Origin of the sequence: Lentzea roselyniae, from assembly GCF_039537795.1 — a bacterium.
Lineage (GTDB): Bacteria > Actinomycetota > Actinomycetes > Mycobacteriales > Pseudonocardiaceae > Lentzea > Lentzea atacamensis.
In genome coordinates, this window is record NZ_BAABBE010000002.1 from 246173 (window position 1) to 272027 (window position 25855).

31 protein-coding genes and 1 pseudogene are annotated in these 25855 nt (G+C 69.7%); 16 read left to right on the top strand and 16 right to left on the bottom strand.

Going from position 1 to position 25855, the window contains the following annotated elements; genetic code table 11:
• Window positions 1–120: 120 nt before the first annotated feature.
• The 3 genes from ABFX45_RS04030 to ABFX45_RS04040 all read left to right on the top strand — a co-directional run bounded on the left by ABFX45_RS04030 (window position 121) and on the right by ABFX45_RS04040 (window position 3982).
• A complete protein-coding gene (locus ABFX45_RS04030; RefSeq protein ID WP_346127697.1) occupies window positions 121–2409 on the top strand; it encodes a M28 family peptidase in 2289 nt (762 codons plus the stop codon).
• 291 nt (window positions 2410–2700) lie between these two features.
• Window positions 2701–3480 carry a thermonuclease family protein gene (locus tag ABFX45_RS04035; RefSeq protein WP_109639439.1) on the top strand — a complete coding sequence of 260 codons (780 nt, stop codon included), beginning with the start codon at window positions 2701–2703 and terminating at the stop codon, window positions 3478–3480.
• Entirely contained in the window at window positions 3470–3982 is a 513-nt protein-coding gene (locus ABFX45_RS04040) for a hypothetical protein (protein WP_346127699.1), read from the top strand. Before ABFX45_RS04035 ends, ABFX45_RS04040 begins: the two co-directional genes overlap by 11 nt.
• 13 nt (window positions 3983–3995) lie before the next feature.
• Here ABFX45_RS04040 and ABFX45_RS04045 read toward each other — a convergent pair whose 3' ends face one another.
• Complete coding sequence (locus ABFX45_RS04045) at window positions 3996–4253, bottom strand: hypothetical protein (RefSeq protein ID WP_346127701.1); 258 nt, start codon at window positions 4251–4253, stop codon at window positions 3996–3998.
• A 92-nt stretch (window positions 4254–4345) separates the two neighbouring features.
• Here ABFX45_RS04045 and ABFX45_RS04050 point away from each other — a divergent pair.
• Window positions 4346–5298: pseudogene (locus ABFX45_RS04050) on the top strand (Ppx/GppA phosphatase family protein).
• Between the two features lie 52 nt (window positions 5299–5350).
• Here the strand turns inward: ABFX45_RS04050 and ABFX45_RS04055 are convergent.
• From ABFX45_RS04055 to ABFX45_RS04075, 5 genes are read right to left on the bottom strand one after another with little or no spacing between them, the layout of a single operon-like run.
• Window positions 5351–6184 carry a carbohydrate ABC transporter permease gene (locus ABFX45_RS04055; RefSeq protein WP_109636641.1) on the bottom strand — a complete coding sequence of 278 codons (834 nt, stop codon included), beginning with the start codon at window positions 6182–6184 and terminating at the stop codon, window positions 5351–5353.
• Entirely contained in the window at window positions 6174–7061 is an 888-nt protein-coding gene (locus ABFX45_RS04060; protein WP_233439513.1) for a carbohydrate ABC transporter permease, read from the bottom strand. Before ABFX45_RS04060 ends, ABFX45_RS04055 begins: the two co-directional genes overlap by 11 nt.
• Complete coding sequence (locus ABFX45_RS04065; RefSeq protein ID WP_346127704.1) at window positions 7058–8266, bottom strand: ABC transporter substrate-binding protein; 1209 nt, start codon at window positions 8264–8266, stop codon at window positions 7058–7060. Before ABFX45_RS04065 ends, ABFX45_RS04060 begins: the two co-directional genes overlap by 4 nt.
• 13 nt (window positions 8267–8279) lie before the next feature.
• Window positions 8280–9875: an FAD-dependent oxidoreductase gene (locus ABFX45_RS04070; RefSeq protein ID WP_346127706.1), complete on the bottom strand. Its 1596-nt coding sequence runs from the start codon at window positions 9873–9875 to the stop codon at window positions 8280–8282.
• A 14-nt stretch (window positions 9876–9889) separates the two neighbouring features.
• Window positions 9890–10879: a LacI family DNA-binding transcriptional regulator gene (locus tag ABFX45_RS04075; RefSeq protein WP_346127708.1), complete on the bottom strand. Its 990-nt coding sequence runs from the start codon at window positions 10877–10879 to the stop codon at window positions 9890–9892.
• Window positions 10880–11014: 135 nt separating this feature from the next.
• Between ABFX45_RS04075 and ABFX45_RS04080 the strand changes: the two genes are divergently transcribed.
• The 3 genes from ABFX45_RS04080 to ABFX45_RS04090 all read left to right on the top strand — a co-directional run bounded on the left by ABFX45_RS04080 (window position 11015) and on the right by ABFX45_RS04090 (window position 14001).
• The gene (locus ABFX45_RS04080) at window positions 11015–12793 is read left to right on the top strand and encodes a hypothetical protein (RefSeq protein ID WP_346127710.1); all 1779 of its coding nucleotides are present in this window, start codon (window positions 11015–11017) and stop codon (window positions 12791–12793) included.
• Between the two features lie 47 nt (window positions 12794–12840).
• A complete protein-coding gene (locus ABFX45_RS04085) occupies window positions 12841–13095 on the top strand; it encodes a hypothetical protein (protein WP_109636645.1) in 255 nt (84 codons plus the stop codon).
• 87 nt (window positions 13096–13182) lie between these two features.
• Window positions 13183–14001 (top strand): mechanosensitive ion channel family protein, encoded by an 819-nt coding sequence (locus ABFX45_RS04090; protein ID WP_109636646.1) that lies wholly within the window; start codon window positions 13183–13185, stop codon window positions 13999–14001.
• Window positions 14002–14045: 44 nt separating this feature from the next.
• Here the strand turns inward: ABFX45_RS04090 and ABFX45_RS04095 are convergent, their stop codons facing one another.
• Window positions 14046–14402 (bottom strand): DUF6401 family natural product biosynthesis protein, encoded by a 357-nt coding sequence (locus tag ABFX45_RS04095; protein ID WP_109636647.1) that lies wholly within the window; start codon window positions 14400–14402, stop codon window positions 14046–14048.
• Window positions 14403–14514: 112 nt separating this feature from the next.
• Between ABFX45_RS04095 and ABFX45_RS04100 the strand changes: the two genes are divergently transcribed.
• Both ABFX45_RS04100 and ABFX45_RS04105 read left to right on the top strand, forming a co-directional pair.
• A complete protein-coding gene (locus ABFX45_RS04100; RefSeq protein WP_109636648.1) occupies window positions 14515–14844 on the top strand; it encodes a hypothetical protein in 330 nt (109 codons plus the stop codon).
• Between the two features lie 52 nt (window positions 14845–14896).
• Window positions 14897–15085 carry a DUF3072 domain-containing protein gene (locus ABFX45_RS04105; RefSeq protein WP_109637064.1) on the top strand — a complete coding sequence of 63 codons (189 nt, stop codon included), beginning with the start codon at window positions 14897–14899 and terminating at the stop codon, window positions 15083–15085.
• Here ABFX45_RS04105 and ABFX45_RS46830 read toward each other — a convergent pair.
• The 3 genes from ABFX45_RS46830 to ABFX45_RS04115 are packed head-to-tail and all read right to left on the bottom strand — an operon-like array spanning window position 15045 to window position 17230.
• Window positions 15045–15395 carry an Orn/Lys/Arg family decarboxylase gene (locus ABFX45_RS46830; RefSeq protein WP_487047082.1) on the bottom strand — a complete coding sequence of 117 codons (351 nt, stop codon included), beginning with the start codon at window positions 15393–15395 and terminating at the stop codon, window positions 15045–15047. The genes ABFX45_RS04105 and ABFX45_RS46830 overlap by 41 nt on opposite strands.
• Window positions 15383–16516: an aminotransferase class I/II-fold pyridoxal phosphate-dependent enzyme gene (locus ABFX45_RS04110; protein WP_487047083.1), complete on the bottom strand. Its 1134-nt coding sequence runs from the start codon at window positions 16514–16516 to the stop codon at window positions 15383–15385. Before ABFX45_RS04110 ends, ABFX45_RS46830 begins: the two co-directional genes overlap by 13 nt.
• A 36-nt stretch (window positions 16517–16552) precedes the next feature.
• Window positions 16553–17230 (bottom strand): AfsR/SARP family transcriptional regulator, encoded by a 678-nt coding sequence (locus ABFX45_RS04115; protein ID WP_109636650.1) that lies wholly within the window; start codon window positions 17228–17230, stop codon window positions 16553–16555.
• Window positions 17231–17396: 166 nt separating this feature from the next.
• Between ABFX45_RS04115 and ABFX45_RS04120 the strand changes: the two genes are divergently transcribed.
• The 5 genes from ABFX45_RS04120 (at window position 17397) to ABFX45_RS04140 (ending at window position 21029) form a co-directional block, all read left to right on the top strand.
• A complete protein-coding gene (locus ABFX45_RS04120) occupies window positions 17397–18260 on the top strand; it encodes a manganese catalase (RefSeq protein ID WP_109636651.1) in 864 nt (287 codons plus the stop codon).
• Between the two features lie 13 nt (window positions 18261–18273).
• A complete protein-coding gene (locus ABFX45_RS04125) occupies window positions 18274–19488 on the top strand; it encodes an Nramp family divalent metal transporter (RefSeq protein WP_109637065.1) in 1215 nt (404 codons plus the stop codon).
• Window positions 19488–19898, top strand: a complete 411-nt coding sequence (locus ABFX45_RS04130; protein WP_112225419.1) for a DUF2243 domain-containing protein — start codon at window positions 19488–19490, stop codon at window positions 19896–19898. The genes ABFX45_RS04125 and ABFX45_RS04130 overlap by 1 nt, the downstream gene beginning before the upstream one ends.
• A gap of 27 nt (window positions 19899–19925) precedes the next feature.
• Window positions 19926–20357, top strand: a complete 432-nt coding sequence (locus ABFX45_RS04135; protein WP_233441869.1) for a YflT domain-containing protein — start codon at window positions 19926–19928, stop codon at window positions 20355–20357.
• A 165-nt stretch (window positions 20358–20522) separates the two neighbouring features.
• Window positions 20523–21029: an MSMEG_6728 family protein gene (locus tag ABFX45_RS04140; RefSeq protein WP_109636654.1), complete on the top strand. Its 507-nt coding sequence runs from the start codon at window positions 20523–20525 to the stop codon at window positions 21027–21029.
• Here ABFX45_RS04140 and ABFX45_RS04145 read toward each other — a convergent pair.
• Both ABFX45_RS04145 and ABFX45_RS04150 read right to left on the bottom strand, forming a co-directional pair.
• Entirely contained in the window at window positions 20957–21883 is a 927-nt protein-coding gene (locus ABFX45_RS04145) for a sensor histidine kinase (RefSeq protein ID WP_109636655.1), read from the bottom strand. The two genes, ABFX45_RS04140 and ABFX45_RS04145, sit on opposite strands and share 73 nt — an antisense overlap.
• Window positions 21880–22692, bottom strand: a complete 813-nt coding sequence (locus ABFX45_RS04150; RefSeq protein WP_346127717.1) for an MEDS domain-containing protein — start codon at window positions 22690–22692, stop codon at window positions 21880–21882. The genes ABFX45_RS04145 and ABFX45_RS04150 overlap by 4 nt, the downstream gene beginning before the upstream one ends.
• A 168-nt stretch (window positions 22693–22860) precedes the next feature.
• Between ABFX45_RS04150 and ABFX45_RS04155 the strand changes: the two genes are divergently transcribed.
• Together ABFX45_RS04155 and ABFX45_RS04160 are read left to right on the top strand one after the other, a co-directional pair.
• Entirely contained in the window at window positions 22861–23238 is a 378-nt protein-coding gene (locus ABFX45_RS04155; RefSeq protein WP_112225417.1) for an STAS domain-containing protein, read from the top strand.
• Window positions 23239–23289: 51 nt separating this feature from the next.
• A complete protein-coding gene (locus ABFX45_RS04160; protein WP_109636658.1) occupies window positions 23290–24471 on the top strand; it encodes a PP2C family protein-serine/threonine phosphatase in 1182 nt (393 codons plus the stop codon).
• Here the strand turns inward: ABFX45_RS04160 and ABFX45_RS04165 are convergent.
• The 4 genes from ABFX45_RS04165 to ABFX45_RS04180 are packed head-to-tail and all read right to left on the bottom strand — an operon-like array spanning window position 24458 to window position 25834.
• A complete protein-coding gene (locus ABFX45_RS04165; RefSeq protein ID WP_346127720.1) occupies window positions 24458–24586 on the bottom strand; it encodes a hypothetical protein in 129 nt (42 codons plus the stop codon). The genes ABFX45_RS04160 and ABFX45_RS04165 overlap by 14 nt on opposite strands.
• A 29-nt stretch (window positions 24587–24615) precedes the next feature.
• Window positions 24616–25026, bottom strand: a complete 411-nt coding sequence (locus ABFX45_RS04170) for a PRC-barrel domain-containing protein (protein WP_346127722.1) — start codon at window positions 25024–25026, stop codon at window positions 24616–24618.
• 21 nt (window positions 25027–25047) lie between these two features.
• A complete protein-coding gene (locus ABFX45_RS04175; RefSeq protein WP_211337331.1) occupies window positions 25048–25374 on the bottom strand; it encodes a DUF8129 domain-containing protein in 327 nt (108 codons plus the stop codon).
• 40 nt (window positions 25375–25414) lie between these two features.
• Window positions 25415–25834 (bottom strand): hypothetical protein, encoded by a 420-nt coding sequence (locus ABFX45_RS04180; RefSeq protein WP_109636661.1) that lies wholly within the window; start codon window positions 25832–25834, stop codon window positions 25415–25417.
• Window positions 25835–25855: the final 21 nt, after the last annotated feature.

Consider the following 25855-nt stretch of genomic DNA (forward strand, 5'->3'; position numbering starts at 1 on the left):
CCCGCGATACGCCCGCATCTCGTCGATGGTGACGGCAAACCATCCGAACGACCCGATGTCGGCCGCGTTCTCCGGCGCTACGTTCGCCAGACCCTGCGAACCCTGCGAAGGAGCCCAACGGTGCGAAGAAGAAGACCCCTGCTCTCCACAGCACTGGCAACAGTGGTCGCGGCCGCGATGATCGTCCCTGCCGCCGCCGCGTCCGCACCGTCCGCGAACCTGGCCTGCTCCGGCGCCAGCGACACGGACGTCGCGATCGGTGACAACACCACGGTCGAGTCGCCGATCACCATCGCCGACTGCGCGTCGGCGCCGTCCGCCACCAGCAGGGTGCCGGTGAAGATCGTCCACACCTACATCGGCGACCTCCTGGTGTCGCTGGTCGCCCCGGACGGCACCGCCTACCCGTTGCACAACCGCACCGGCGGCTCCGCGGACAACATCGACCAGACCTACACCGTGGACCTGTCGAGCGAGACCGCGAACGGCACGTGGAGGCTGCGGGTCAACGACAACGCGGCCAACGACGTCGGCCGGATCGACTCGTGGTCGCTGAACCTCGGCGGCTCCACCCCGGCGGACGACTTCTCCGTCGCCGTGTCGCCCGCGTCCGGTTCGGTGGCGGCGGGATCGTCCGCGGCCACGACCGTGCAGACGCAGACCACCAGCGGCCAGGCGCAAACCGTGCAGCTGACCGCGAGCGGCCTGCCCTCCGGCGCGACCGCGTCGTTCAACCCGGCGTCCGTCACGACGGGTGCGAACTCCGCGCTGACGATCTCCACCAGCGCTTCGACACCCGCGGGCACCTACCCCGTGACGGTCCGGGCTGCAGGCAACACCGCCAAGACCGCGACCTACACGCTGACCGTCACCTCCGGTGGTGGCGTGCAGATCCCCGACATCGACATCACGGCGGTCAAGCAGCACCTGACCCAGTTCGCCACGATCGCCTCGCAGAACGGCGGCAACCGGCGTTCCACCACGGCCGGCTACCGCGCGTCGGTGACCTACGTGAAGGACAAGCTCGCCGCGGCCGGGTTCACCGTGTTCGAGCAGCCCTGCACCTCGGGTTGCACCACGGGCGCCGGCCCGAACGTGATCGCCGAGTGGCCCGGCGGCAACGCGAGCAACGTGTACATGTTCGGCGCCCACCTGGACTCCGTGTCCGCGGGATCCGGCATCAACGACAACGCCTCCGGCTCCTCGGCGTTGCTGGAGACCGCGCTCGTGCTCGCGCGGACGAACCCCACGATGCTGAACAAGGTCCGCTTCGCCTGGTGGACAGACGAGGAGCAGGGCCTCAACGGCTCGCGCTTCTACGTCTCGCAGCTGCCGTCCACCGAACGCACGAAGATCAAGACCTACTACAACTTCGACATGGTCGGCTCGGTCAACGGCGGCTACTTCATCAACAACATCAACTCCACCCAGTCGGCGCACATGAAGGCCTACTGGGACTCCCTGAGCCTGTCGCCGGAGGAGAACACCGAGGGCCGCAACCGTTCCGACGACGCGTCCTTCACCAACGCGGGCATCCCCGCGTCCGGGTACGCCATGGGCGCCAGCGCCACCAAGACGTCCGCTCAGGCGGCGAAGTGGGGCGGCACCGCCGGCAGCGCGTTCGACCCGTGCTACCACCGGGCCTGCGACACCACGGCCAACATCAGCGACACCCACCTCAACCGCGCGGTCGACGGCATCGCCTACACCCTGTGGAAGTCGGCGGTCGGCGGCTCACCGGCCGCGGACTTCTCCGTGGCGGTGTCGCCGACCTCCGGTTCGGTGACGGCGGGGTCGTCGGCCTCGGCCACCGTGCAGACCCAGACCGTGACCGGGCAGCCGCAGACCGTGCAGCTGTCGGCGTCCGGTCTGCCTGCCGGGGCAACGGCTTCGTTCAACCCGGCCGCGGTGTCGACCGGCGGCAGCTCGACGCTGACGATCAGTACGACGGCGGCGGCCGTCAACGGCACCTTCCCGATCACGATCACCGCGGCCGGGTCGGTGTCCCGCACCACCACCTACAGCCTGACCGTCACCGGTGGCAGCGGTGGCAGCTGCTCGGGCACCAACCCGAACGACGTCGCCATCCCGGACGCCGGTGCCGCCGTCGACAGCGACCTCGTGATCTCCGGCTGCCCGGTGGCACCGTCTGCCAGGGCTTCGGTGGCGGTGAACATCCGGCACACCTACATCGGTGACCTGACGGTGTCCCTGATCGCCCCGGACGGCACGGCGTACTCGTTGCACAACCGCGGCGGCGGGAGCGCGGACAACATCAACCAGACGTACACGGTCGATGTGTCCACCGAGTCCGCCAACGGCACGTGGAAGCTTCGTGTGCGTGACGTCGCACAAGCAGATGTCGGGACGATCGACACGTGGAGTCTCGACCTGAACCCGGCCGTCTGACCTGGTCCGCAGACCCTGTGCGCAGGGACGACCGAGCTCTGCGCACAGGGTGCGCGGCCGCGTGCGGAAGCAATCACTTCGCGGCCGCTGTGAAATATAGCGGGATAATGGATTGAACCGTTTTGCGTTCTTGACGGTCCACTTGTGAGCGATAACACTGCCTCGACAATCGCTCATCACGCAGGGGGAATGCCGTTGTCGAGCCCAGTCGAACCCACAGGTGGACAACCGAATCCGGGACTCGTTCGCCGCTTCTGGTGGGGTGCCGGCCAGCGCACGAGGCTCACCGTGATGTGCCTCGGTGTCCTCACCGTGCTCGTCACCACCGGTGCGGCCGGCTTCGTCGGTGGCGACACGGGTCCGCGCAAACGCGAGGAAGCCGGACGCGCCCCCTCCGTGCACAGAGGCGACTCCTTCGAGGTGACCGTCCACACGGTGTCCGATGTGGACTTGTTCGAGGGTGTGGAGCTCGCGACCGGGCTGTCCTTCGACGCGCGGGTCGCCGGGCTGCGCCGGGTCGCGGACTGCTGGCTGGCGGAGTCGCGCACCACCGCGCAGAACCTGTTGCGCGGCAAGACCGTGCGGCTCACCGTGAAGAACGACGTCGATCCGGGAGTCGATCTGATCGCGGTCGACGTCCAGCTGCCGAACGGCGCGGACTACGCGCGGACCATCGTGCACGACGGTGTGGCACGGGCGGATCCGGCGGCCCGCGACGAGCTCGCGCCGGTCGAGTCGGCCGCTCGTCAGGAACGCCGCGGCCTGTGGGCTGCCGACTGCATCCTGAACAGCTCGACGGCGACGCCTTCCAGCACGCCCTCGTCCTCAGCGCCCACCACGACCACCACGGCCACGACGACCACGACCGCGCCGGAGCCCTCCGCGCCGCCACGGCCCACGTTGTCGCTCACCCCGCTCCCTCCACCGTCGTCCGACGACGACGAGTGGGACGGCATCCTGCTGGGCAAGGTGTGCTTCAAGGAGGGCGCGCGGCGGACGAACCGGCACGGCGAGGAGATGGTCTGCACCCGCAACGGCAGGAACCAGCTGAGGTGGCGACGTGCTGACTGAGAACGGCGTCAACCTGTTCAGCAAACCGGCCGACGTCGGCGCCGCACCCAGCCTCGCGCACGGCGAGCGGCCGCGCGGCCTGACCGAGGCCGGGTGGGTGCGCACGACGGGCTGGCTGCAGGTCGGCGATCACCCCGTGCACTCGGCGTCCGTCGCCGCCCTGGCCGGCCTGCTGTGGTCACTGGTCGGAGCGGCCGTCCTGGTGAACACGGCTCCCGTGCTGGCAGGCGTCCTGGTACTCGCGACTCCATTGCTGTGCGGTGGTTTGTGGTGGCTTTACACCGCGTACGTGAGGCCTTCGTCCTCGGCGCGCAACATCGAGAGGAAGCACGCGCACGAGCTGGAGCCGGGCGACCTGGTCCGGTTGTGCGGCTCGATCGGGCCGATCGGTCAGGTGATCGAGGTGGCGTCCGGGGAGGACGTGCGCGTGGTCTTCCACGGTGGAGGGCGCCAGACGTGGCCGTGTCACCAGGTCGTGCACATCGCGGAGCTGCTCAGCTGAGGGCGGCGCCCCCTCAGGTCAGGCGACGGCGCAGCTCAGGCAGGAACTCCGGGTCCTGGCCCACGAGTGCGGCGGGGTCCAGCTCGCGCGGGACGGCCGTGTTCGGCTCCCGGTTGAGCAGATAGCGGATGATCTCTCCGACCAGCGCGGACTCGTCGGGCTCGACGAGCGCGAGATCGTCGAGGAACGCCTCGGACAGCACGACGTGGTGCGTGGTCGTCTCGGTGCCCTCGTGCACCTCGGCGGCGTACTCGTGGTCTGCCAGGGTCATGACGCGAACATCCGTACTCATGGCGGTCGGCTACCCGCGAGCCCGCGACGGAAACCGGCATCGTCGGCGCCGGATCCGGGTATGTGCGATGCATGCGACTTGGTGTGCTGGACATCGGGTCGAACTCCGCGCAGCTGCAGATCGTCGACGTGCGGCCGGGCGCCCCGCCGCTGCCCGCCCACGCGGTGAAGGAACCCACCCTGCTCGGCGAGGAGATCCTGCCGGACGAGTCGATCAGCGACGACGGCGTCGAACGGGACGTCAGGGCCGTCGCGGACGCGGTGACCGCCGCGGCCAGGCACGGCGTCGACCAGCTGTACCCGTTCGCGACGTCGGCGGTGCGGGACGCGGTGAACCGGGAGGCCGTCGTCGACCGCGTCGACCGCGTCGAGCGGGGCGTCGGCATCCGGCCGCAGTTCCTCGACGGTGGGCAGGAGGCCAGGCTGACCTGTCTGGCGGCGCACCGCTGGTACGGATGGTCGGCGGGCGGTTGCTGCTGTTCGACATCGGCGGCGGGTCGATGGAGATCGCACTCGGCCGCGACGCAGGCCCGGACCTGGCGCTGTCGCTGCCGCTGGGCGCCGGGAGGCTGACGCGCGCGATGCTGCCCCACGACCCGCCGAAGCGCTCCGAGGTCAAGGAGCTGCGCCGGTACGTGCGCGAGACCCTGTGCGAGGTGGTCGACCGGCTGCGCTGGGAGAGCGTGCCCCGCAACGTCGTCGCCACGTCCAAGACCTTCAAGCAGCTCGCCCGGCTCGCCGGTGCGCCACCGCAACGTGAGGGCCCGTTCGTCCGGCGCACTCTCACGGCCGTCCTCCCTCGCCTCGGCCAGCTGCTCCTGTTCCTGGATCGTGAACAGCACGAGCAGGCTGAGCAGTGCACCGGACGATGCCGTGGTCAGCAGCCCCAGCACCACCAGCGTGCCGATGCCCGCCGTCCACGCCGAGCCTGCGCAGCGGGCGAACGTCTGCGCTGCCGTGGCGAGGTGGCCCGTCATCGGGAGCGTCCCGGTCCGCCGGCAGGCCGGCGTCCACACTGGACATGAAGCCGGCCCGCCCCCTTGCGGGCGGTGGCCAAACCAGGTGATCCGGGTCGGCTCACCCCTTCACGCCCGTGTGCGCCAGGCCTTCGATGAACTGCCGCTGCGCCAGCACGAACACCACCAGGATCGGCACGGCCGTCATGGTCGCCGCGGCCAGCTGCACGTTCCACATCGGACCGCCGTAGTTGTCCACGAACTGGGTCAGCGCCTGCGGCAACGTGAACATGTCCGGAGTGGACAGGTACACGATCGGTTCCAGGTAGAGGTTCCACGAGTGCAGGAACGTGAAGATCGCGACCGCGCCCAGTGCGGGACGCGCCAGCGGCAACGCCACCCGGTAGAAGATCCCGGCGCGCCCGAGGCCGTCCATCCGCGCCGCCTCCTCCAGCTCCGGCGGCAGCGCGATGAAGAACTGGCGCATGATGAAGATCGCGAGCACACAGGGCGCCCCGAAGATCGGCACGATGATCAGCGGCCAGTGCGTGTTGGTGAGGCCGAGCGACTGGAACAGCTGGAAGAGCGGCACGATCGTCACCTCGCTCGGGATGAGCAGGCCGGTCAGCACCACCACGAACAGCACGTTCTGGCCGGGGAACCGGATGCGCGCGAACGCGTACCCGGCCAGCGCCGCGACCGCCATGGTGCCGAGGGTGACGACCACCGCGATGTAGAGGCTGTTCCAGTACTGCTGCCCGAACGGCTGCATCCGGAACACCTGCGAGTACGTGGCGAACGTCGGCTCCGACGGCAGCAGCGACTCGGAGAAGATCTCGCTGATCGGTTTCATCGACGAGGTGACCATCCACCACGTCGGGAACACGAAGGGCACGCACAGCAGGCACAACAGTCCGTAGAGCGCCACCTTGCGCTTCATGACGTCACGTCTCATGCAGCACCCACTTCCGGCGCATCCGCCACTGCATCAGGGTGAGGGCTGCGACGATGACGAACAGCAGCACCGAGATCGTCGCGCCGTAGCCGAAGTGGTGGAACTGGAACGCCTGCTGGTAGAGGTAGTAGATCAACACCGTCGTGGACGTGCCGGGGCCGCCCTGGGTGAGCACCGCGATCTGCGCGAACACCTGCAGGGAGCCGACGATCGTGATGATCGACGTGAGCAGGATCGTCGGGCTGATCAACGGGATCGTGATGCGGCGGAACCTGGTCCACGGGCCGGCGCCGTCGATCTTGGCCGCCTCGTACAGCGGTGCCGGCACGCCCTGCAGGGCGGCCAGGAACAGCACCATGTTCAGACCCACGTTCTTGATCACCTGCACGACGATCACCGAGATCATCGCGGTGGTGTCACCGCGCAGCCAGTTCGGGCCGTCGACGCCAAAGAACCCGAGCAGGCCGTTGACGCTGCCCTCCGGCTGCAGCATCAGCTGCCAGACCAGCGTCCAGGCCACCAGCGAGACCAGCACGGGGGAGAAGAACAGCGTGCGGAAGATGGTGGTGCCACGCAGTTTCTGGTTCAGCAGCACCGCGAGCAGCAGGGCCAGCGACAGGTTCAGCACCACCAGGCCCGCGGCGAACCACGCGGTGGCGGCCAGCGCCGAGCGCAGCTTCTCGTCGGCCAGGAGCCGCTGGTAGTTCTCGGCGCCGATGAACTCGAACGTGCCGCCGAGGACGTTCCACTCGTTGAGGCTGTACCAGCCGACCAGACCCAGGGGCACCAGGACGAACGCGAGGCTGCCGAGCAGGGCAGGCGCGACGAACAGGTACCCGACCAGGTTGTCGCGCCTGCGATACGTCCAGAACGTCACTTGCGCTCCAGCAACGGTTTGATCTTCGTGCAGACGTCGTCGAGCACGGCGGACACGTTCGCGCCGGGTTTCCACAACGGGTCGAGCGCGGCGCGGATGGTCTGGTTCAGCTCCTCCTGGCCCTGGTGGCTCGGCTTCACCACGCCCTTGCTGATGCCGTCGACCACGACCGACTGCAGCTGTTCCGGCCGGATCAGCGGGTTGCTCTTGGCGAGCGTTTCGGCGTTGAGCAACGACGACCGCACCGACGGGAAGAACTGCGCGAGCTTGGCCGAGTTGGCCTCGTTGGTGAAGAAGCCGAGGAAGTCCGCGGCGGCCTCGGCGTTCTTCGACCGCTTCAGCACACCCACCCCGGCCTGGCCGATCACCGCGTAGTCGCCCTTGGGCCCGGACGGCAGCGGCATGAGCGTCCACGTGAACTTGGCGTCCTTCAACGCTCCTGCCCGCGAGATCTGGCTGATCGCCATCGCCGCGTTGCCCGCGAAGAAGTCCACGGTCGTACCGGGGCCGGGGATCGCCTTGTCGGTGAAGATCGCCTTGTGGACGAACGACATCGCGTCCTTCATCTCCTGGCTGGAGAAGCCGCAGGACCGGCCGTCGTCGCTCCAGGCGTTCGCCTCCCAGCCGCGCCAGATCGCCGAGAGCACCGCCCAGTTCTGGTACTTGAAGTCGGGCAGCACCAGGCCCTTGCTCGACGCGGCGGCCGCGATCGCCTGGTCCCAGGTCCACCGCGCGGGCACGTTCTTGATCAGGCTCGTGTTGACGAAGAGCCCGAACGGCGAGGTGGAGAACGGGTACGCGTAGAGCTCGCCGTCCTTCTCCCACAACCTCACCGCGGACGGCACCAGCTCGTCGGCCTTCTCGATCTTGCCCTTCAGCGGGGCGAGCGCGCCGGACGCGACGAAGTCCGGCGCGGACTCCTCCAGGATCCACGCCAGGTCCGGGGCGTTGCCGCCGGCGATCTGCGTGGTGAGCGTGGTGGTGTAGCCGTCGGCCGGGATCGAGTCGAACTTGATCTCGGTGATGTCCGGGTGCGACGCCTTGTACTCGGCGGCGATCTCGTTGAGCAGCTTGAGATGCGCTTCGTTGGCGGTCCACACGGTCATGCGCAGCGACTTGGGGCCGGAGGTGGCGGATCCGCTGCACGCGGTGAGAGCGAGCAGCGCGGCAAGAATCAGAGCTGTGAGGCGTGACAGCGTTGTCATCGTCGTCTCCCGATCAGTAACCGGACACGTCCGGCCAGCGGAGCTCGACCCCGTCGCGTTCCAGCCGGTGCTGGAAGTCCGCGAGCAGGCCGGGGGTGTTGCGCACCGCGCGAGGGGTGACTCGGTGCGCCAGGCAGAAGTCCGCGAGCGCGCCCGCGACCTCGCCGACGTTCCACTCGACCGGGTGCAGCCGGTGGGAACCGTTGGTGATGTGGGTGGTGCCGATGTTCTTGCCCGCGGGCAGGAGGTTCTCCACCCGCTGGGGGATGAGCGCGCCGAGCGGGATCTCGAACGGGCAGCTCGCGACGTCGAGGTAGTTGTCGCCGCCGGTCGACGGGTGCAGGTCGATCCGGTACATGCCGACACCCACGGCGTCGGCGTGCTGCACCGCGCCCTTGTCGCCGCGCACCGCGAGCGACAGGTCCTGCTCGACGATCGTGTACTCCGCCTTGATGCGCCGCGACTCGCGGATGTACGGCGCCTGCGCCAGGCCGTCCGCGCTGCCGGTGACGTCACCGCGCAGCCGCAGGCCGGGGAAGCCGGTGCCGCCGTCCGCGCGCGGTGCCTCGGTCTGCAGCCAGTACAGCACCGAACGCGACAGCTCCCGTGCGGCCGCGATGTGCCGCGCCGCGTCGGGCACGTCGATCACCGGCGACTCGAAGTAGTCGATCATCGGCCAGTTGACCAGGCAGATGTCGCTCTCGTAGGCGCCGTCGACGAAGTTGCGCCGGGCGGCGATGCGGCGGAACGTCCACAGGTTGCTGTCACCCGCGCTGACCCGCTGGTCGGAGACGACCGACAGCGGGTCGTCGTCCGGGTTCGGGGTGAAGGTGCGTTCGGCGATGTTCAGCGTGCGGGGGTCGGGGGAGCGGAACGACAGCATCCGGTCGCCCCAGTACGGAGGCTGGTAGTTGCGCCAGAAGTCGTAGCGCGTGGGCTTGTCGATGGTGTGGTCGCCGTCGACGTGGTCGATCGCGAAGCATACCGACATCGCCTGCATGTTGGCCGGTTGCGCGATCTCGGGCGCGCTGGGCTCGCCGGTGTCCAACGTGGACTCGAAGCCGGTCACGTACTCCGTGCCGGACAACGGGAGCAGCTCGCCGGTCTCGGTCGCGTCGAGGATGTACGGTGCGGACAGCTCGACGTGCTCCCCGTTGTGCTCCACGGTGACCGACACGACGCGGTCGCCGTCGGTGCGCGCGGAGATCGGCCGGCACGGTTGCAGCACGGTGAGTGCGCCGCTGCCGCGGTACGGCGCCAGCATCTCGTCGATCACCGCCACGGCGACGCGGGGTTCGTGGCAGAGCCTGCTGACGTTGCCCGCGCCGGGGTTGAGCTCGCGCCAGGCCCGTGCCTGGGGGGTCAGCGGGTAGTGGCGGCGGTAGTAGTCGCGGATGCCGTCGCGCAACGCCCGGTAGCTCGCGGTGACGCCGAAGCGTTCCACCCAGCTGTGCTCGTCCGGCGGGACGGCCTGGCTGGTGAGCTGGCCGCCGAGCCAGGCGAACTCCTCGGTGAGCACGACGCGGCGACCGGCGCGCAGCAACGCCAGAGCGGCGGCGACGCCTCCGAGCCCGCCGCCGATGACGACGACGTCTGTGTTGTCCGGCAAAGGTTTCCTCCTGATCAACCGAGGGTCGAGCCCTCGACGAACCGGCAGGCGAGCAACTCCTGCGGGGTGGTGCCCTTCTCCAGCACCTCGGTGAGCGCCTGCACCGCCCGGCGTCCCATCTCGCGCCGCGGGATGGTGAACCCGGTCAGATCGACGTCCCTGGGAGCGGGCCGGGTGGCCGCGCCCAGCGCGAGCACCGACAGGTCTCCCGGGACCGACAGGCCGCGCTCACGGGCGGCGAGCACGAGAGCGGCACCGTCGGACACTTCCTCGGCGAGCACGGCGGTGATGCCCGCGTCGAGCAGCTGACCGAGTCCGGCGAACGGTACGTGCGTGCCTTCGACCCCGTGTGCCGCAACGGCTTCGCGGAAGCCGCGCAACCGGTCCGCCGAGGACTCGGCACCCGTGCCCGCGCCGACGTAGGCGAACCTGCGGTGGCCGAGCGCGACCGCGCGGTCCACCAGGTCCCGCACCGCGGCGGGGTAGTCGGCGCCCACGTGCGGCACCGGGGCGCCCGCGTCGTCACGGCGTCCGATCGAGACGAACGGGATGCCCTCGGTCAGGAGCTGGGCCAGGTCGTCCCGGTCGAGGGAACGACCCAGCAGCACGCAACCGTCGGCGAGCCGGATCCTGCTGTCGTCGCTGAAGATCCGCCGCCGGCCACCGGCGGCCTTGGCGCTGGTGAACAGCAGCAGGTCGCACCCGGCCTCCTCGGCCTGCTCTTCGATGCCCTCCAGGAACGGCTGGTAGAAGTCCGCGCGGGTGCTCGGGAACACCGCCTCGTAGGTGAAGACGCCCAGGATGCGGTTGCGATGGTCGTGCAGCCTGCGCGCGATCGGGTTGGCGACGTAGCCGGTCTTGCGGATCACCTCCAGCACGCGCGCCCGTGTCTCCGGCGCGATGCGGACCCCGGCGTCCTGCCGGTTGTTGAGCACCAGCGACACCGTGGCCTGGCTGACGCCTGCCATCCGCGCGATGTCCTGCTGGGTGAGCCTCTTGGCCATGAGCACCTGCCAATTCGAATTGGCAGGGAGTCTGCGACACCGCACCGGGAGCAGTCAAGCCTGCAATAATTCGAATTAGCATCTTGACGGGCCGCAGCCGGGCGAGCGAGGGTGCTCGGCCAAGGAGGTAGGCCCGTGAACGCATTCAGCCGTCGCAGCCTGATCACCGGTGCCACCGCGATCGGACTGCTCGCCGCCCTGCCCGTGCCGGCGCACGCCTTGCCCGCGCCGCCGCCCGTCACGCCGGACCGGCGCCCGTTCGCCCCGGAGGAGCAACGGTTCGCGCCGTACCTGATGCTGGTCTCGCCGATGGTCGCCGACATGGAGCCGGGCGGCTTCTTCGCCGGCGGCTGGTGGCGCAACCCGGCGGCGTCCTACAACGCCCGGGTCCAGGAGCACGTGTACACGCTGGCGTGGTTCGCCACGCAGTCCCGCTCGTGGAACCCCTACCGCGGCAACGCGAACCTGCTCGCCGCGCTCGACGCCGGGCTCGGCCACTACCTCGGACTGCAGCACGCCGACGGCTCGTGGCCGGAGTACTCGCGCGATCAACACTCACTGGCGGCGACCGGGTTCGCCATGGGCTACCTGAGCAAGACCAACGCCTTGCTGCGCCGGGCCGGGGTGCTGCCCCAACGGCAGGCCCAGATCGCCGCGTCGCTGCGGCTCGCGATGACGTGGTTCCTCAACGGCTCGAACGGCACCGTCTGGCAGTCGCCGCTCACCTGGGCCAACCAGACGGCAGCCGGTCTCGCCGGGTCGGCGCTCGCGTTGAAGCAGGACCCGGATCCCGTGCTGCGGCAGCGGCTGACCGAGGCGTTCGCACGGCTGGCGGCGACGGGGCAGAGTCCGGCCGGCTACTTCTACGAGGAGAGCGGCGCGGACACCAACTACAACTTCGAGGTGATGCTGCCGGAGCTGGCCGACGCGTGGCGACAGTCCGGGGACGCGAACCTCGTCGACATGGCGCGGAAGTACACCGGCTGGCTCGGCTACAACCTGCTCCGTGAACCGGACGGGTCCGGCTGGTTCGCGAACATCGCGCCGAACTCGCGGACGTCCTCGAAGTTCTACGCCGACGTCCGGCCCGATCCTGAACGGACCGCGCTCAACAACCAGTTCGTGCCGGAGGTGCCGGACCTGGCCGCGTTCGTGCCGAGCCGGGAGGACCTCGCCGCCGCACGAGCCGAGTGGGCCGCCGACCCGGCTCCGGTGCCGGCACTGACCAAGCCCGACACGTCACCGCGGATCCTGGCCCACGCGATCTACGGCGAGCGCTACCCGAGCCGTTCCGAACGGACAGCGGCGATCGCGCGGTTGCCGTACCAGCGGGCGCACTTCACCGAGCGGCGCAGTGATCAAGGACAGGACTTCCTGTTCGTGCGCAGGCCTCAGTTCTACCTCGGCGGGTACTTCGGAACGCGGCGGGCGACCTCGTTGGCGCGCACCGGGCTGACGTTCCTGTGGCACCCGGTCGCGGGCACGATCGTGCAGTCCGTGAACAACAACAACCACGCGTGCTGGGCGACCGTGTTCCCGGGACAGGTCCCGGACTCGAACGGACCGCAGCAGGCCGAGCTCCTCGGTGGTGAGCCGTACCGGTTCCGTTACCGGACGCCGTCGGGCTCGGTGGTCACCCAGGTGACCGTGGGCGACCGGATCACGCGGTCGGTGCGGGCGAACGCGGCCGCGACCGAGCAGATTCCGTTGGTGGTAAGGGATTCCGACACCCCTGCGCTCGACTCGCGCGGGCTCACGCTCACCCGCGGCAGGGTGACGTTCCGGTTCGACTGGGCGCAGGAGCTGAATCCGTCACTGCGGCCGGCGTCGACGATCACCTATCCCGGACGGAGGATGCACATCCTGACGGTTCCTCACAACGGCACGTTCACCCTGACGATCTCCGTGCGTTAGTCCACAATGGACAGTGCTTTCACTCTTATGTCGCAACGGTACAACGCATGTTCGTGCTGCTCGCCGGGTATTCGGTGATCCCAAACCCACGGCTGAAGCCGCTCACACGCGAGGGAGTGGTTGTGATGGCACACGTGCGTCGTCTGGTGGACGTCCGGACCGGTGACGAATTCGATCAACCGGTTCCCTTCGGTCTGGTGTACCCGGTGTGCACCGCGGACGGGTCGGCCCCTCCCAGTCAGCGTGGGCGGACGTGGGAACACCTCGTGGCGAGCGACCGCGAGCTGCGTCAGGTCTCCTAGTGCCGTGAGATCCGTGTGAAGGTCGCCCGCACCGGGTATTGCCTGGTCGGGTGACCCGGCCGGGTGCCCGTGCGAAGGGAGCTCGACATGGACTTCGGGCAAGGGCTGACCGACGCCTGGCGCGCGGTCATCACGTTCGTGCCCAAGCTCGCGGCCTTCCTGCTGATCCTGTTGATCGGCTGGTTCGTCGCCAAAGCCGTGGCCAAGCTGGTCGACAAGGTGCTCGAGCGGGTCGGGTTCGACCGGCTCGTCGAGCGCGGCGGTGTGCGGCAGATGCTGTCGCGCACCAAGTACGACGCGTCTGACCTGCTCGCGAAGCTGGTTTACTACGCGCTGATCCTGATCACGCTGCAGATCGCGTTCGGAGTGTGGGGTCCGAACCCCGTCTCCGTGCTGCTGACCGGCATCGTGGCGTGGCTGCCGAAGGCCGCGGTCGCGATCATCATCGTCGTGGTGGCGGGCGCGATCGCCAATGCCGCCAAGGACTTCATCGGTGGCGCGCTCGGTGGTCTGTCCTACGGACGCGTGCTGGCCAACATCGCGTCGATCTTCATCTGGGCGCTGGGCATCATCGCAGCGCTGAACCAGATCGGTGTCGCCACCACGGTGACCACACCGGTGCTGATCGCGGTGCTCGCGACGGCCGGCGGCATCCTCGTCGTCGGCGTGGGTGGCGGTCTCATCCGTCCGATGCAGGACCGCTGGGAAGGCTGGCTGGGACGCGCGGAGCAGGAGCTGCCGCAGGCACAGGCTCAGGCGGAGGCCTACCAGCGCGGCCGTGAGGACGCGGTGCGAGCCGGTGCCGAGACCACGCCGGTCACGTCGGCCGAGCCGGTCACCACAACCCCGCGAGAGGTTCCGGTGGAGGACCCGGTGCTCGGCGCGCGGAGGCCTGAGGACCGCTGACAGATGTTCCAGAGAGAGGCGCACCCGCTGGGGTGCGCCTCTTTTCACGTGAGCTCGGGAAGCGCGTACACGTCGTCTGTCAGCGGCTTCACGTCGTGCGCGTGCGCGAGCTGGCAGACCGCCATGAGCCGGACGCCGAGCCACGACGTCGGCGTCCAGTCCGAGTCGACCGCGTTGTCGAGCAGTCCACGTCCGTACGCGGCGAGCAGCACGACCGCGCCCACCGTGCCGGCACCCTCGACACCGAGCACGAGGATGTCCCGCACCGCCGCGCCGTGCTGGTCGACCTCGGCCGCGAGCGCGGGTGTGACGGCGAGCGCCGTCCACCCGGCCATCCCGATCCGGTCGGACAGCTCGGAGATCCACCGCCGCGCGTTGATCTCGCGCCAGGTCGCACGCATCCGGACACGGTAGCCGGGTCCGGTGAAATCCTGGTTTGAGGGGTCTCGAGCCGGGTACTCGGTCCCGATGCGTCAAGCAGTCGGCGCGTGGATTCGGCTGTGGAGGCGAGCGATGACCCTCGACGACATGTCGTTGCAACAGCTGCGCGTGACCGCGTTGGAGAAACTGGACAACGCCGTCTGCACAGCCCTGACCAACATCGAAGCGGACGAGGCCCGCAAGTACCTGAGCGAGGCGCTGGCCGACTGCGCGGCGACCGGCACCGCTGTTCCGGCCCAGGCCCTCGCCTGCGTGGAGGCGGCGGACGAGCACCTGGGCTACAGCGAGCGGATGGAGGCGCGGACCCTGCTGACGGTCGCCCACCGCCTGCTGGCCCACGTGCAGCGTCCGATGCTCGTGCCGAGCCCGTCCAGGCCGGGTGACGTCACGTTGCGTGCATGATTCACGGCCGTCCCGGGTATCTCGAACGCACGTTCGAGTGAAAGGGGTGGTCATGAACCGCACGCCGGAGAAGGACCCGCGGGACTGGACGACCGGTGACGAGCCGATGACCGGTCCTCAGGAGTCCTACCTGCACACCCTCGCCCAGGAAGCAGGCGAGGAGGTACCGGACGACCTCACCAAGGTGGAGGCGTCGCAGCTCATCGACCGGTTGCAGCAGAAGACCGGGCGCGGGAGCTGACGACCCGCACGGTCTTGAGCTCCGGGTCGGCCGGATCGGGCAGCTGCATGCCGGCGGCGAGTCCGCTGCGCACGTAGTCCAGCACGTCGTCGGTGATGACCTCGCCGGGCAGCACCGCGGGCGCGCCGGGCGGGTAGGGCGTGATCATCTCGGCGGAGATCCGCCCGGCCGCCCGGTCCGCCGGCACCTGCTCGACCTCCGCGAAGAACGCGTCGCGCGGCAGCATCGCCGTCTCCAGCTGCAGCTCGTCCGGCGAAGGCAGGTCGACGGGCTTGGGCGAGGGCAGACCGGCCTCGGTCAACGCTCGCAACGCCTCGACGAGCTTCTGGGCCGAGCGGTGGTCGTGGCCTGGGTGAACTGGGCGACGATCCGGCGGTGGTCGGAGAGCCCGAGCGTGACCCGCTGGTGCTCGCGCAGCCAGTCCGTGGCCTGGTAGCCGCTGATGTCCAGCCCCGACACGTCGATGACGACCTTCAGCGGGTCGAAGGAGTGCACGAGGCCGCCGAACTCCATGACGTGCAGTCCTGGCAGGCGCTCGATGACGGACCGGGTCGACTCGGCCAGTGCCAGCGCGGCGGTCAGCAGCAGCTCGCCGTGCTGCACCATCTGCCGGCGCCAGCCGTCGAGGGTGGCGTAGACGAGCGAGGTCGGGCTGGTGGTGCCGAGCAGGTCCTCACGAGCCTTGAGCGCCTTGGGGTCGACCAGGTCACCCTGCAGGTGGAACACCGAGCTCTGCTCCACGGCGGCACCGGACTTGTGCACGCTCGTCACGACCACGTCGGCGCCCGCGTCCATGCCCCACGGCGGCAGGTCGTCGTGGAACGGCAGATGCGCGCCCCACGCCTCGTCCACGATCAACGGCTTGCCGAACTCGTGGCACACGTCGGCGATCGCCCGGATGTCACCGCACGTGCCGTAGTCGGTGGGCGTGACCAGCAGCATGCCCTTGGCCTCGGGTTCGGCCTCGAACAGCTCGCGCACGCGGTCCGCGCCCGGTGGATGGGCCAGGTGCCGCTCGGCGTCCCAGTCCGGGCTGATCCACACCGGACAGACCCCGCTCAGAATCAGCCCGGACACCACGGACTTGTGCGCGTGCCGCGGCACGATCAGCTTCTCGTGAGGCCCGGCCACCGACAGCATGGCGCTCTTGACCGACAGCGAGCTGCCGCACGTCGAGAAGAACGCGTGCTCGGCGTGAACCGCGTCCGCCATCAGCTCCTGCGCGTGCTCGATCACGCCACCGCGCATCAGCCGGTCGTCCAGGCCGTTCAACGCGATCACGTCGGCCTCGAACACCTCCCGGCCCAGCACGTCGAGAACCCTGGGGTCGACACCCCTGCCCTGACGGTGCCCCGGCGGCGTGAACGGCACGTAGCCGCGCTCGCGGAACTCCTGCAACGCCTCCAGCACCGGTGCTCTGCTGTGGTCCATGCCGGTGGAGTAGCCCGCCGGGGACCGTCTCGAACCTCACCGCAGCAGCGGCCGCACGAGCTCGTGAATGTGACTCGACGGTTCGAGGCCCAGCTCGGCCCGCAGCCGCGTCCGGTAGCTCTGGTACTGGCGCACGGCCTGCGCCGGGTTCCCGTCCGCCAGGTGCAGCTCGACGAGCGTGCGGTGCGCGCTCTCCCGCAACGGATCGGTCTGCACGGCGGCGAGCGCGGCCTGGTACGCGTGATGACGATCCCCTGACACCCGGAACCTGTCGCTGAGCACCTCCAACGCGCGCAACCGGGCCTGATGCCACCAGTCGCGCTCGGCCTCCACCCACGGCTGCCACCAGCCGGGCAGCAGGTCGGCCTTGAGCATCGTCACCGCCTCGGGGCTGGCGCCGGGCGCGGCGGCGAACGCGCAGGCCCGCCGGAAGTCGACGTCGACCTCGGCGCCGAGCACGAGCGCGTCCTCGGTGACCACGATCAGTGGTGTCTCCGGTTTGACGAGCCGCCACAACGAGGAGCGCAGACACGCACCCGCCCTGCGTTCGGTCGTGTCCGGCCACAGCAGTGCCGCGGCGACCCGGCGCGGCACCGGTGAGTCGCGCAACGCCAGCAGTGCCAGCAACCTCCGCGCTCCGGGCACGACGTGGACCGGCCCAGGGCCGCAGTCCAACCGGAAGCCGCCGAGCAGCTGGATGTGCAACCTCGTCATGGTTGCCCGAGTGCCCGGTAGTTGCGCCCTCACACACCTTCGCGGCGAAATTGCTCCGTCCTGACCAGCGGCGGTGACGCGCCGGTGTCGTGCGCGTGCCGGCACCGAGCCGTTCGAGTCACGGGCCCTGCCTAGCTTCGCGGTGAACCACGAGCAAGGAGGCGCGATGTTCCTGCACACCAGCAGGTTGCAGTTCGAGGCGAAGCCCGATCGCCCGGACGCGCACTACGCCCGCAAGCTCCAGGAGCTCATCGGCGGCGCGTACGGCGAGATGACCGTGACGATGCAATACCTGTTCCAGGGCTGGAACTGCCGGATGGAGGGCAAGTACAAGGACCTGATCATGGACGTGGCCACCGAGGAGATCGGTCACGTCGAGATGATCGCGACGATGGTCGCGCGGCTGCTCGAGAACGCACCCGCCGACGTGACCGCCCAGGCGGTCGCCGACGACCCCGTCATCGCGGCGGTGATCGGCGGCATGGACCCGCAGCAGGCGATCGTGAGCGGGGGCGGACCCACGCTGTCCGACAGCAACGGCGTGCCCTGGAACGGCCGCTTCATCGTCGCGAGCGGCAACCTCATGGCCGACTTCCGCGCGAACGTCGCGGCCGAGGCGCAGGGCAGGCTGCAGACCGCACGGCTGTACAACATGACCGACGACACGGGCGTGCGCGACATGCTGAAGTTCAACCTCGCGCGCGACACGGCACACCAGAACATGTGGCTCGCCGCGATCGAGGAACTGCAGGAAGACGGCCTCGAAGGCCCGATCTCGCCCAGCGCGCTGTTCGACGAGGAGTACGCCGAGCACGCGGGCACGATCTGGCACAACTCCGACGGCCGCGCCGGGGCGGAGGGCGGCTGGGCGTCCGGCACCGCACCGGACGGCGTGCACGAGTTCTCCTACGTGATGGAACCGGAACCGCTGGGCGGCAAGGCATCGGCACCGAAGCCCGACCCGTTGCTGTACGCCACCAGCCCGGCGAACCTCGGGCTGATCGAGAAGGCTATCCGCAAGCTCACGTGAGGAGGGTGTGCTGATGGCCGGCATCACGGTGCCAGCTCGCGTCCGGTCGACGGCCGTCGTCATGGGTCCGGCGTTCGTCGTCGCGGTCGCCTACGTCGATCCCGGCAACTTCGCGACGAACATGGCGGGCGGTGCGGCGCACGGATTCCTGTTGTTGTGGGTGATCGTCAGCGCCAGCCTGCTGGCGATGTTCATCCAGTACCAGTCGGCGAAGCTCGGCATCGTGACCGGCCGCAACCTGCCGGAGCTCTGCCGCGAGCACTACCCGCGTCCGGTCACCGGAATGCTGTGGGTGCAGGCGGAGCTGGTGGCGATGGCCACCGACCTGGCGGAGTTCGTGGGCGCGGCGGTGGCGCTGAACCTGTTGTTCGGCGTGCCGCTGCTGCCCGCGGCCCTGATCACGGCGGTGGTGTCGTTCGGCATCCTCGCCATGGCGCCCCTGCGTCGCCGCCGCTTCGAGTCGGTCATCATCGGCCTGCTCGCGATCGTGCTCGGCGGCTTCCTCTACCAGACGCTGCACCTCGGCCCGCTGACCGGAGCGTTGGCCGGGCTCGTGCCGGGGTTCGCCGGGGTCGACAGCGTGCTGCTCGCCACCGGCATGCTCGGCGCCACCGTCATGCCGCACGTCATCTACCTGCACTCGGCGCTGACGCAGCGGCACCACCGGCCGGGCGACGTCCGCGGCGTGCTGCGGGCCAGCCGCACGGACATCCTCGTGGCGCTGGGCGTGGCCGCGACGGTGAACGTGAGCATGCTCGTGGTCGCGGCCGGCGCCTTCCACCAGGCCGGTGCGCCGCGGGAGTCGTTGGAGGACATGCACTCCGGGCTCGGGCAGCTGCTCGGGCCGGGCGCGGCACTGGCGTTCGCGCTCGCGTTGCTGGCGTCCGGGCTCGCCGCGTCGAGCGTGGGCACGTACTCCGGCCAGGTGGTGATGGAGGGCTTCCTTCGCCGCCGGATCCCGTTGTGGCTGCGGCGATCCGTGACCATGGCGCCCGCGCTCGCGGTGCTGGCGTTCGGCGTGGACCCGACGAAGGCGCTGGTGCTGAGCCAGGTCGTGCTGTCGTTCGGGATCCCGTTCGCGTTGGTGCCGATGGTCCTGCTGGCCAGACGGCGGGACGTGATGGGCGCGTCGGTGAACCGGCGCGGCGTGACGATGGCCGGTGCGGCGGCGGCTCTGGTGATCTCCGCGCTGAACCTGTTCCTGCTCGTGCGGACGGTGGTGGGCTGATGATCGCGGCATTGGTGCTGGGCGTGGGGATCGGGGGCTTCCTGGACGGGATCGTGGCGCATCAGCTGCTCGGCTGGCACCACATGCTCTCGGGCTGGTACCCGCGCGAGGACATGCGGCTGATGATGGTCGGCGACGGCCTGTTCCACCTGTTGTGCCTGGTGTTCGTACTCGTCGGGGTGGCGCTGCTGAACCGGCGCGCGCCGCTGCCCGACCGGGTGCTGCTGGGTGGCATCCTCGCCGGGTGGGGTGTGTTCAACCTGGTCGAAGGCGTGGTGGACCACCAGATCCTCGGCATCCACCACGTGCGGCCAGGACCTGATCAACTGGCGTACGACCTGGCGTTTCTCGCGTCGGGGGCGGTGCTGCTGGTGATCGGGTCGCTGTTTGCCCGTCGCGCGCGGGGGTAGTCGTCCGGTGTGGAAATCGAACAGAGGGTGACCGAGTCGAGCCTGCTGGCGAGCTTCTCCGACTACCTCGAGGCCCAGCGGCTCGTCGACCGGATGTCGGACGAGGGCTTCCCGGTGGAGAGCGTGCGGATCGTGGGCGAGGGCGTGCGCACCGTCGAGCAGGTGACCGGCCGCATGACGCGCGGCAGGGCGGCGGCAGCGGGCGCGGGTGGCGGTGCCTGGTTCGGTGTGCTGGTCGGGCTGTTGTTCGGCCTGTTCACCGCCGGTGCGGTCTGGGTGTGGCTGCTGCTGGTCAGCCTGGTGATCGGTGCGTTCTGGGGTGCTGTCTTCGGGTTCGTCGCGCACTGGAGCACGCGTGGGAAGCGGGACTTCTCCAGCGTGATGACGTTGCAGGCGCAGCGGTACGAGGTGCACGTGGACAAGGAGCGGGCGGCGGAGGCGGCGAGGTTCGTTCTCTAGTGCCGCGACCACCAATCTTCGCCGCGTCTTCCGGCGCTCAGCAGGGCGCCTCGCGGCACCGGCCCCACGCCCACATACATCCAGTATGAGGACGTGGGGCCGGCACCACGATGCGCCCGTCCGAACGTCGAAATACCAGGCAAATACTGGAGGCCACGGCACTAGATGCAGACTTTCTTGCCCTACCCGGACTTTGCGGCGACAGCGCGCGTGCTGGACCGCCGGCGGCTCGGCAAGCAACGGGTCGAGACTTTGCAGGTGCACCGCGCGCTGATCGTGCCCGGCCACGGCTGGCGGCACCATCCCGCGGTGAAGATGTGGGCCGGGTACGAGGAAGCGCTCGTGCGGTACGGCCTGGAGATCTGCGCCGAGTGGAGGGCCGCGGGGTTTCTGGACACGTGCGAGGCGACCATGCGGTCGGATCTGGCGCGCGCCAGGAACATCACGGTGATCCGCACCCAGGAGGAGCTCGCCGCGGCGGGGGAGCTGCCCGGCTGGCTGGGCGACGAGGCGGTGCATCGCAGCCACCGGTCGGCGTTGGTGCGCAAGGATCCTGAGCACTACCGGCGCTACTTCCCCGACGTGCCCGACGACCTGCCTTACGTCTGGCCGGGTCCGCCCACGCTTACGCGAACCGTGAACCCGTCGTCGCCGAGTCCCATCGACACGTAGTCGCACGTGCGGTGCAGGATCCACAGCCCGAGCCCGGCCGTCCTGGTCGCGGTGGTCGGTACCAGCCCGGCCAGCGGATCCGACGGGCCGGGTCCCCGGTCGGTCACCGTCACCACCACGCGCGAGGCGTCCGCCCACAGCCGGAACAGCACGGGCGCGACGCCGTGGGTCAGGCCGTTCGTGACGATCTCGCTGGCCGCGTACACGACGTCGTGCGCGTCGTCGTCGGACAGGCTGGTGCCCCCGATCGCGGCGTTGACCGCCTCCCGCACCGCCGCCGGCGTCGGGTCGATCAGCGTGACCAGCGGCGAGCCCCGTTCCAGCACGTCGGGGACGAGCCTGCTGAGCGCGAGACCGTTGCCGAAGTCGGCGTTGGGCAGGTGCTCGCCGGAAGCCGTGGCGATGTACTCGTGGGTGCGTGCGACGTCGGCGAGCACCTCGGCCGGGGTGATCCTGGTGTCGTAGGGGCACAGGCCCCACAGCGGGAACTCCGCGTACACCTGGTTGATGGCGTTCTCATAACGGCCCCACCAGTCCCACGGCACGCCCAAGCCGGGGTGCGGCACGTCGCCGATCGTGCGGATCTGGGGAGCGCCCGCCCTGGCGTACGCGCCGAACAGGTCGCGGTAGTTCGCGATCGCGTCGGCAGGCCGCGCGTACTGGTCGGCGCCCGGCAGGTAGGTGACCCCGTTGTCACGGCCCAGTGCGTCGCGCAGCAGCGTGGTGTTCTTCTCGGCGCACGCGATCACCGTCGGCTGACCCGCGCGCAGGCCGCCCTCTACGAACGGCACCGCGATCGTCAGGAACTCGTCGTCCGAGCCGTAGAGGGCGGTCTGGTGGTAGAAGCCCGTCATCGGACGCACTTCACGTCGTTCAGCCCGAGCAACGAGACCAGGCGTGTGAGTGAGGACCGCTGCGAACGGAGGACCAGCGTGGCCGCGTTCGTGCGCGCGTACCCGTGCAGCGTCAACAGGCCGTGGTGGTCGATGAAGCGCAGACCGGTGGCGTCGACGCGCAGGGCCCCGCGCTCGGGGGTGGCGTTGTCCAGTGCCAGCGACAGCAGGTCCAGGCTCACGCTGTCGATCTCGCCGTGCAACGCGATGCCGTCCTCGGTGGCGTGCAAGCGGAACGGTGCGCACCGTGCGTTGTTGACCGGGTGCAGGGAGTTGAGCCGCGCGATCGTCGGCTCGGGCAGCTCCGCGCGGTGGTAGGCGCACATGGCGGAGAACGGTTGCGCCGTCATGTACCGGTCGATGAGGTGCTCGTAGCGGTAGATCGCGTCGAGCGAGTCCGGTGAGCGCACGAGCGCGGTCGCGTCGGCGGCCACGCGCAGTCCGGTGAAGCCGTCGCGGAGCGCAGCACGCGTGGCCGCCGCGTACACCTTGACCTGCTCCTCCGGCGTGGCCGTCGCAGAGCGCGGCTCCAGGCGGACGACCTCGGCGCGGCCGTCCCGCAACGCCTCGGCGAGCACGGGTTCCGTTGCCAGATGCGTGGCCAGGTCGTCACCGCGTGCCACGTAACAGGCGCGCTGCCCCAGCTCCAGCCCGTCGGCGAGGAACTCCGCCGCCCGCGCGCGGAACTCGGCGAAGTCGTCGAAGGGCCAGCAGAGGTGGTCGTTCGGGTGCATCCCGACGACAACGTCGGTGACACCGGACGTGCGCATGACGTCCGATCCTACGCCCGCGTTCTGTGGTCCATCCGAGGGAACCTGTGGCCCGATCGGCGATGTGCGGCCCGCGAGACCGCACATGCACGTGTACTGCGCTACGGTCGACTCGGGTTGAGCAGGCAGCCCGTGTGGCGGTCGCGCCGATCAGTGAGAGGTTGCCGCATGTGCGCCGACGAGCTTCCGTTCCAGACCACGCGCGAGAGCGTGGGCGCGGCAGTGGTGGTGCAGGTCGCCGGTGAGCTGGACCGCGAGACGGCGGAGGAGCTGTCCGACTGCCTGAGCAGCGCGGTGCGTTCCGTCGACCCGCCCGCTCCCGTGGTGGTCGACCTGACCGGAGTGGACTTCATCGGTGCCTGTGGCATCAGGCTGCTGCTCGATCACCAGGACAAGTGCCTGCGCAGGGGAAGCGAGCTCGTTGTCGTCGCGAACACCGTCGCGGTGCTGCGGCCGTTGCAGGTGCTGGAGCTGACGGGCGTGCTCGGCGTGCGGCCGTGCCTGCCGGACGTGCTGGCCGTGCCGGAGGTGTCCGGCCCGGCGTGATCCGTCCACAACGGACTCGAAGGAGGAACGCCCACGGACCCGGCCTTCGCCATGCTCGCCAACCTGCTCGAGGACAGTCATCTCATCACCCTGGAGCAGGTACCCGAGCTGGTCGGAAAACGCGCGGCCACCGTGGGGTTCTCCGAGCTGCTGATCCTGCTCGCGGATCTGCGCGAGGAGGTGCTGGTCGCGCTCGATCCCGGCGGGGTGCGGTCGTTCCGCGTCGACGCGAGCCTCGCGGGCAGGGCGTTCCGCGACTTCACGATGGTGACCACCGCGCGGGAGGTCGACCACCATTTCTGGATCCCGTTGCTGGACGGCACCGAACGGCTGGGCGTACTGGGCGTCGCCGCTCCGGACGACTCGAAGTCCACTGTGGACACCTTGCGTGCGCTGGCGTCACTGCTCGCGCTGATCCTGGTGAGCAAACGCCCGCACAGCGACACCTACCAGCGGCTCGTGCGCACCCGGCCGATGACGGTCGCCTCCGAGGTCGTGTGGCCGTTGATGCCACCACTCACGTTCGCCACGGACAATCTCGTGCTGGCAGCCGTCCTGGAGCCCGCGTACGAGATCGGCGGCGATGCCGTCGACTACGCGATCGAGGGTGACGTGGTGCACCTGTCGATCTTCGACGCGATGGGCCACGACCAGGCGGCCGGCCTCACCGTCGCGCTGGCCACGGGCACGTGCCGCGCCCATCGGCGGCGCGGCCTGGGCCTGGTCGACACGAGCGTCGCCGTGGACGAGGTGATCGGCGAGCAGTTCGGCGGCCTGAGGTTCGCGACCGGTGTGCTCGCCCGCCTCGACTTCCGCACCGGCAGGCTGAACTGGGTCAACCGCGGCCACCCGCCACCGCTGCTGATCCGCCAGGGCCGCTGGCTGCGGCAGCTGCAGTGCCGCCCGGCGCCGCCGATGGGCTTCCGGCTGCCCTCGAAACCGGTGCTGTGCCACGAACACCTCGAGCCCGGCGACCGGCTGCTGTTCTACACCGACGGCATCATCGAGGCGCGTGACGTCCGCGGCCGCCAGTTCGGCCTGCGGCGGTTCGCGGACTTCGTGATCCGCCGCGAGGCCGACGGCCACGCGGCACCCGAGACGTTGCGGCGCTTGATGCGCAGTGTCCTCGACCACCAGAGCGGGAGGCTGCAGGACGACGCGAGCGCACTTCTCGTGGAGTGGCAGCACGACCGCGAGAAGTCACTGCTCGTGTCGACGCCTAACCGTGCCTGATCCAGCGCAGCACCACCCAGATCACGGCGATCCCGGCCAGCACGCCGAGCCCGGACCGTGCGGTGACGACGCGCTCGATGTCGGCCTGCCTGTTGAGCGCCTTGTCCTTCTTCATCCGGCAGCCCCCTTCCGTGCCTGGAACGTCTAGAGCATGGGCGGCATCGCCCGGTAGCTCTCGGTGTAGTAGTCGCCCGTCCGGCGCCGGTAGTCCTCGTGGTCGTCAGGGTCGTACTCGGGCGCGTTCTTGATCTGTTCCTTGGTGCGGTCGACGTAGACCTTGCGCTCCTCGTGGTCCACCCGCTGCACCGTGCCGACGGGCAGCACCACGGTGCGCCCGAAGATCCACGGGCCCGTGGAGATCATCAGGCAGTCGCTGGGCACCTTGGCGTTGTCGTCGTCGATCTTGCCGATCTTGCCGTCGGTGGCCTCGACCTCGTAGCCGATCAAGCCGGTGTCGGGCCGCCGCGCGAGCTCGGCCTCGTCGGGTTCGAGCTCTGGCCTGTCGAGCCAGGACGGGTCTCTCCACACCCACGGGACGAACGGGACTGGTTGCATCTCGGCCTCCCTGGTTCTGAGTCAGCGCCCTCGTGCGGGCGTCTGCTGATGCACGCCGTGACGCAACGGCGTGTTGTCGTTCGGCGAGTGCTGCGGCGACACCCGTGGTGCGCCCGCGCTGCCGCTGACCGGCGGCGTGTTGCGAGGATCGCCTCCGGAAGGCTCCGCGCCCTTCGCGAGCTCGTCGAGCCGGGTGTCGAGGAGCTGCAGCACCGGTGTGCGATGGCCGTGCGCCTGCTCGTGCTCACGCACGCGCCGCAGTTCCTCCTCGCTCAGCGAGCGGATGCGATGCCGCAGGTCGCCGAGCGGGAGCTGGTCGTAGTCGGGTATCGGAAGTTCTTCGGTCACTGGAATCGGCTACCCGGCCCGCCCGCGCGTCAACCGGGCGTCACTCCCGCGTGACGTCGTCGAGTACGAGCGAGAGGCCGATGCCGAGCATCCACACGTCCTTCGCGAGTCCCATGCCCTGCTCGGTCGGCCAGATGCTGCCCTCCTGCCGCATGCCCGGCGTCTTGGCGTAGAGACCGAGCAATGCCCCGGCGAACCCGGCGAGCGCGGCACCGGCGACGGCCGCCGGCACGAACGGTGCCAGCAGCGCCGCGCCGGTCGCGATCTCACCGGCGGCCAGCAGCCTGGTGAACCGCCGTGCGTCGAGCTTGCCGAGCACGGGGTAGGTGCTCGCGGCCCAGCCGTGCAGCTGACCGGCCGTGTCCTCGTCGGCGTTGCGCTTGCCGAGCCCGGAGTGCAGCACGTACGCCCCGGTGACGACGCGCGCGGGCAGCTGCCGCAGCAGTGAGCGGCTGATCATGTCCTGGCCTCCTCGGTGAGC

What these genes read in the sequence shown, in the direction of transcription:
- ABFX45_RS04125 (WP_109637065.1), top strand. Translation starts at nt 18,274, where the DNA reads ATGGCCGGCATCACGGTGCCAGCTCGCGTCCGGTCGACGGCCGTCGTC.
- ABFX45_RS04105 (WP_109637064.1), top strand. Translation starts at nt 14,897, where the DNA reads ATGAACCGCACGCCGGAGAAGGACCCGCGGGACTGGACGACCGGTGAC.
- ABFX45_RS04110 (WP_487047083.1), bottom strand. Translation starts at nt 16,516, where the DNA reads ATGGACCACAGCAGAGCACCGGTGCTGGAGGCGTTGCAGGAGTTCCGC.
- ABFX45_RS04120 (WP_109636651.1), top strand. Translation starts at nt 17,397, where the DNA reads ATGTTCCTGCACACCAGCAGGTTGCAGTTCGAGGCGAAGCCCGATCGC.
- ABFX45_RS04155 (WP_112225417.1), top strand. Translation starts at nt 22,861, where the DNA reads ATGTGCGCCGACGAGCTTCCGTTCCAGACCACGCGCGAGAGCGTGGGC.
- ABFX45_RS04160 (WP_109636658.1), top strand. Translation starts at nt 23,290, where the DNA reads ATGCTCGCCAACCTGCTCGAGGACAGTCATCTCATCACCCTGGAGCAG.
- ABFX45_RS04115 (WP_109636650.1), bottom strand. Translation starts at nt 17,230, where the DNA reads ATGACGAGGTTGCACATCCAGCTGCTCGGCGGCTTCCGGTTGGACTGC.
- ABFX45_RS04170 (WP_346127722.1), bottom strand. Translation starts at nt 25,026, where the DNA reads ATGCAACCAGTCCCGTTCGTCCCGTGGGTGTGGAGAGACCCGTCCTGG.
- ABFX45_RS04150 (WP_346127717.1), bottom strand. Translation starts at nt 22,692, where the DNA reads ATGCGCACGTCCGGTGTCACCGACGTTGTCGTCGGGATGCACCCGAAC.
- ABFX45_RS04065 (WP_346127704.1), bottom strand. Translation starts at nt 8,266, where the DNA reads ATGACAACGCTGTCACGCCTCACAGCTCTGATTCTTGCCGCGCTGCTC.
- ABFX45_RS04045 (WP_346127701.1), bottom strand. Translation starts at nt 4,253, where the DNA reads ATGACCCTGGCAGACCACGAGTACGCCGCCGAGGTGCACGAGGGCACC.
- ABFX45_RS04085 (WP_109636645.1), top strand. Translation starts at nt 12,841, where the DNA reads ATGTTCGTGCTGCTCGCCGGGTATTCGGTGATCCCAAACCCACGGCTG.
- ABFX45_RS04145 (WP_109636655.1), bottom strand. Translation starts at nt 21,883, where the DNA reads ATGACGGGCTTCTACCACCAGACCGCCCTCTACGGCTCGGACGACGAG.
- ABFX45_RS04090 (WP_109636646.1), top strand. Translation starts at nt 13,183, where the DNA reads ATGGACTTCGGGCAAGGGCTGACCGACGCCTGGCGCGCGGTCATCACG.
- ABFX45_RS04140 (WP_109636654.1), top strand. Translation starts at nt 20,523, where the DNA reads ATGCAGACTTTCTTGCCCTACCCGGACTTTGCGGCGACAGCGCGCGTG.
- ABFX45_RS04165 (WP_346127720.1), bottom strand. Translation starts at nt 24,586, where the DNA reads ATGAAGAAGGACAAGGCGCTCAACAGGCAGGCCGACATCGAGCGCGTC.
- ABFX45_RS04055 (WP_109636641.1), bottom strand. Translation starts at nt 6,184, where the DNA reads ATGAGACGTGACGTCATGAAGCGCAAGGTGGCGCTCTACGGACTGTTG.
- ABFX45_RS04035 (WP_109639439.1), top strand. Translation starts at nt 2,701, where the DNA reads ATGTGCCTCGGTGTCCTCACCGTGCTCGTCACCACCGGTGCGGCCGGC.
- ABFX45_RS04100 (WP_109636648.1), top strand. Translation starts at nt 14,515, where the DNA reads ATGACCCTCGACGACATGTCGTTGCAACAGCTGCGCGTGACCGCGTTG.
- ABFX45_RS04075 (WP_346127708.1), bottom strand. Translation starts at nt 10,879, where the DNA reads ATGGCCAAGAGGCTCACCCAGCAGGACATCGCGCGGATGGCAGGCGTC.
- ABFX45_RS04130 (WP_112225419.1), top strand. Translation starts at nt 19,488, where the DNA reads ATGATCGCGGCATTGGTGCTGGGCGTGGGGATCGGGGGCTTCCTGGAC.
- ABFX45_RS04095 (WP_109636647.1), bottom strand. Translation starts at nt 14,402, where the DNA reads ATGCGTGCGACCTGGCGCGAGATCAACGCGCGGCGGTGGATCTCCGAG.
- ABFX45_RS04180 (WP_109636661.1), bottom strand. Translation starts at nt 25,834, where the DNA reads ATGATCAGCCGCTCACTGCTGCGGCAGCTGCCCGCGCGCGTCGTCACC.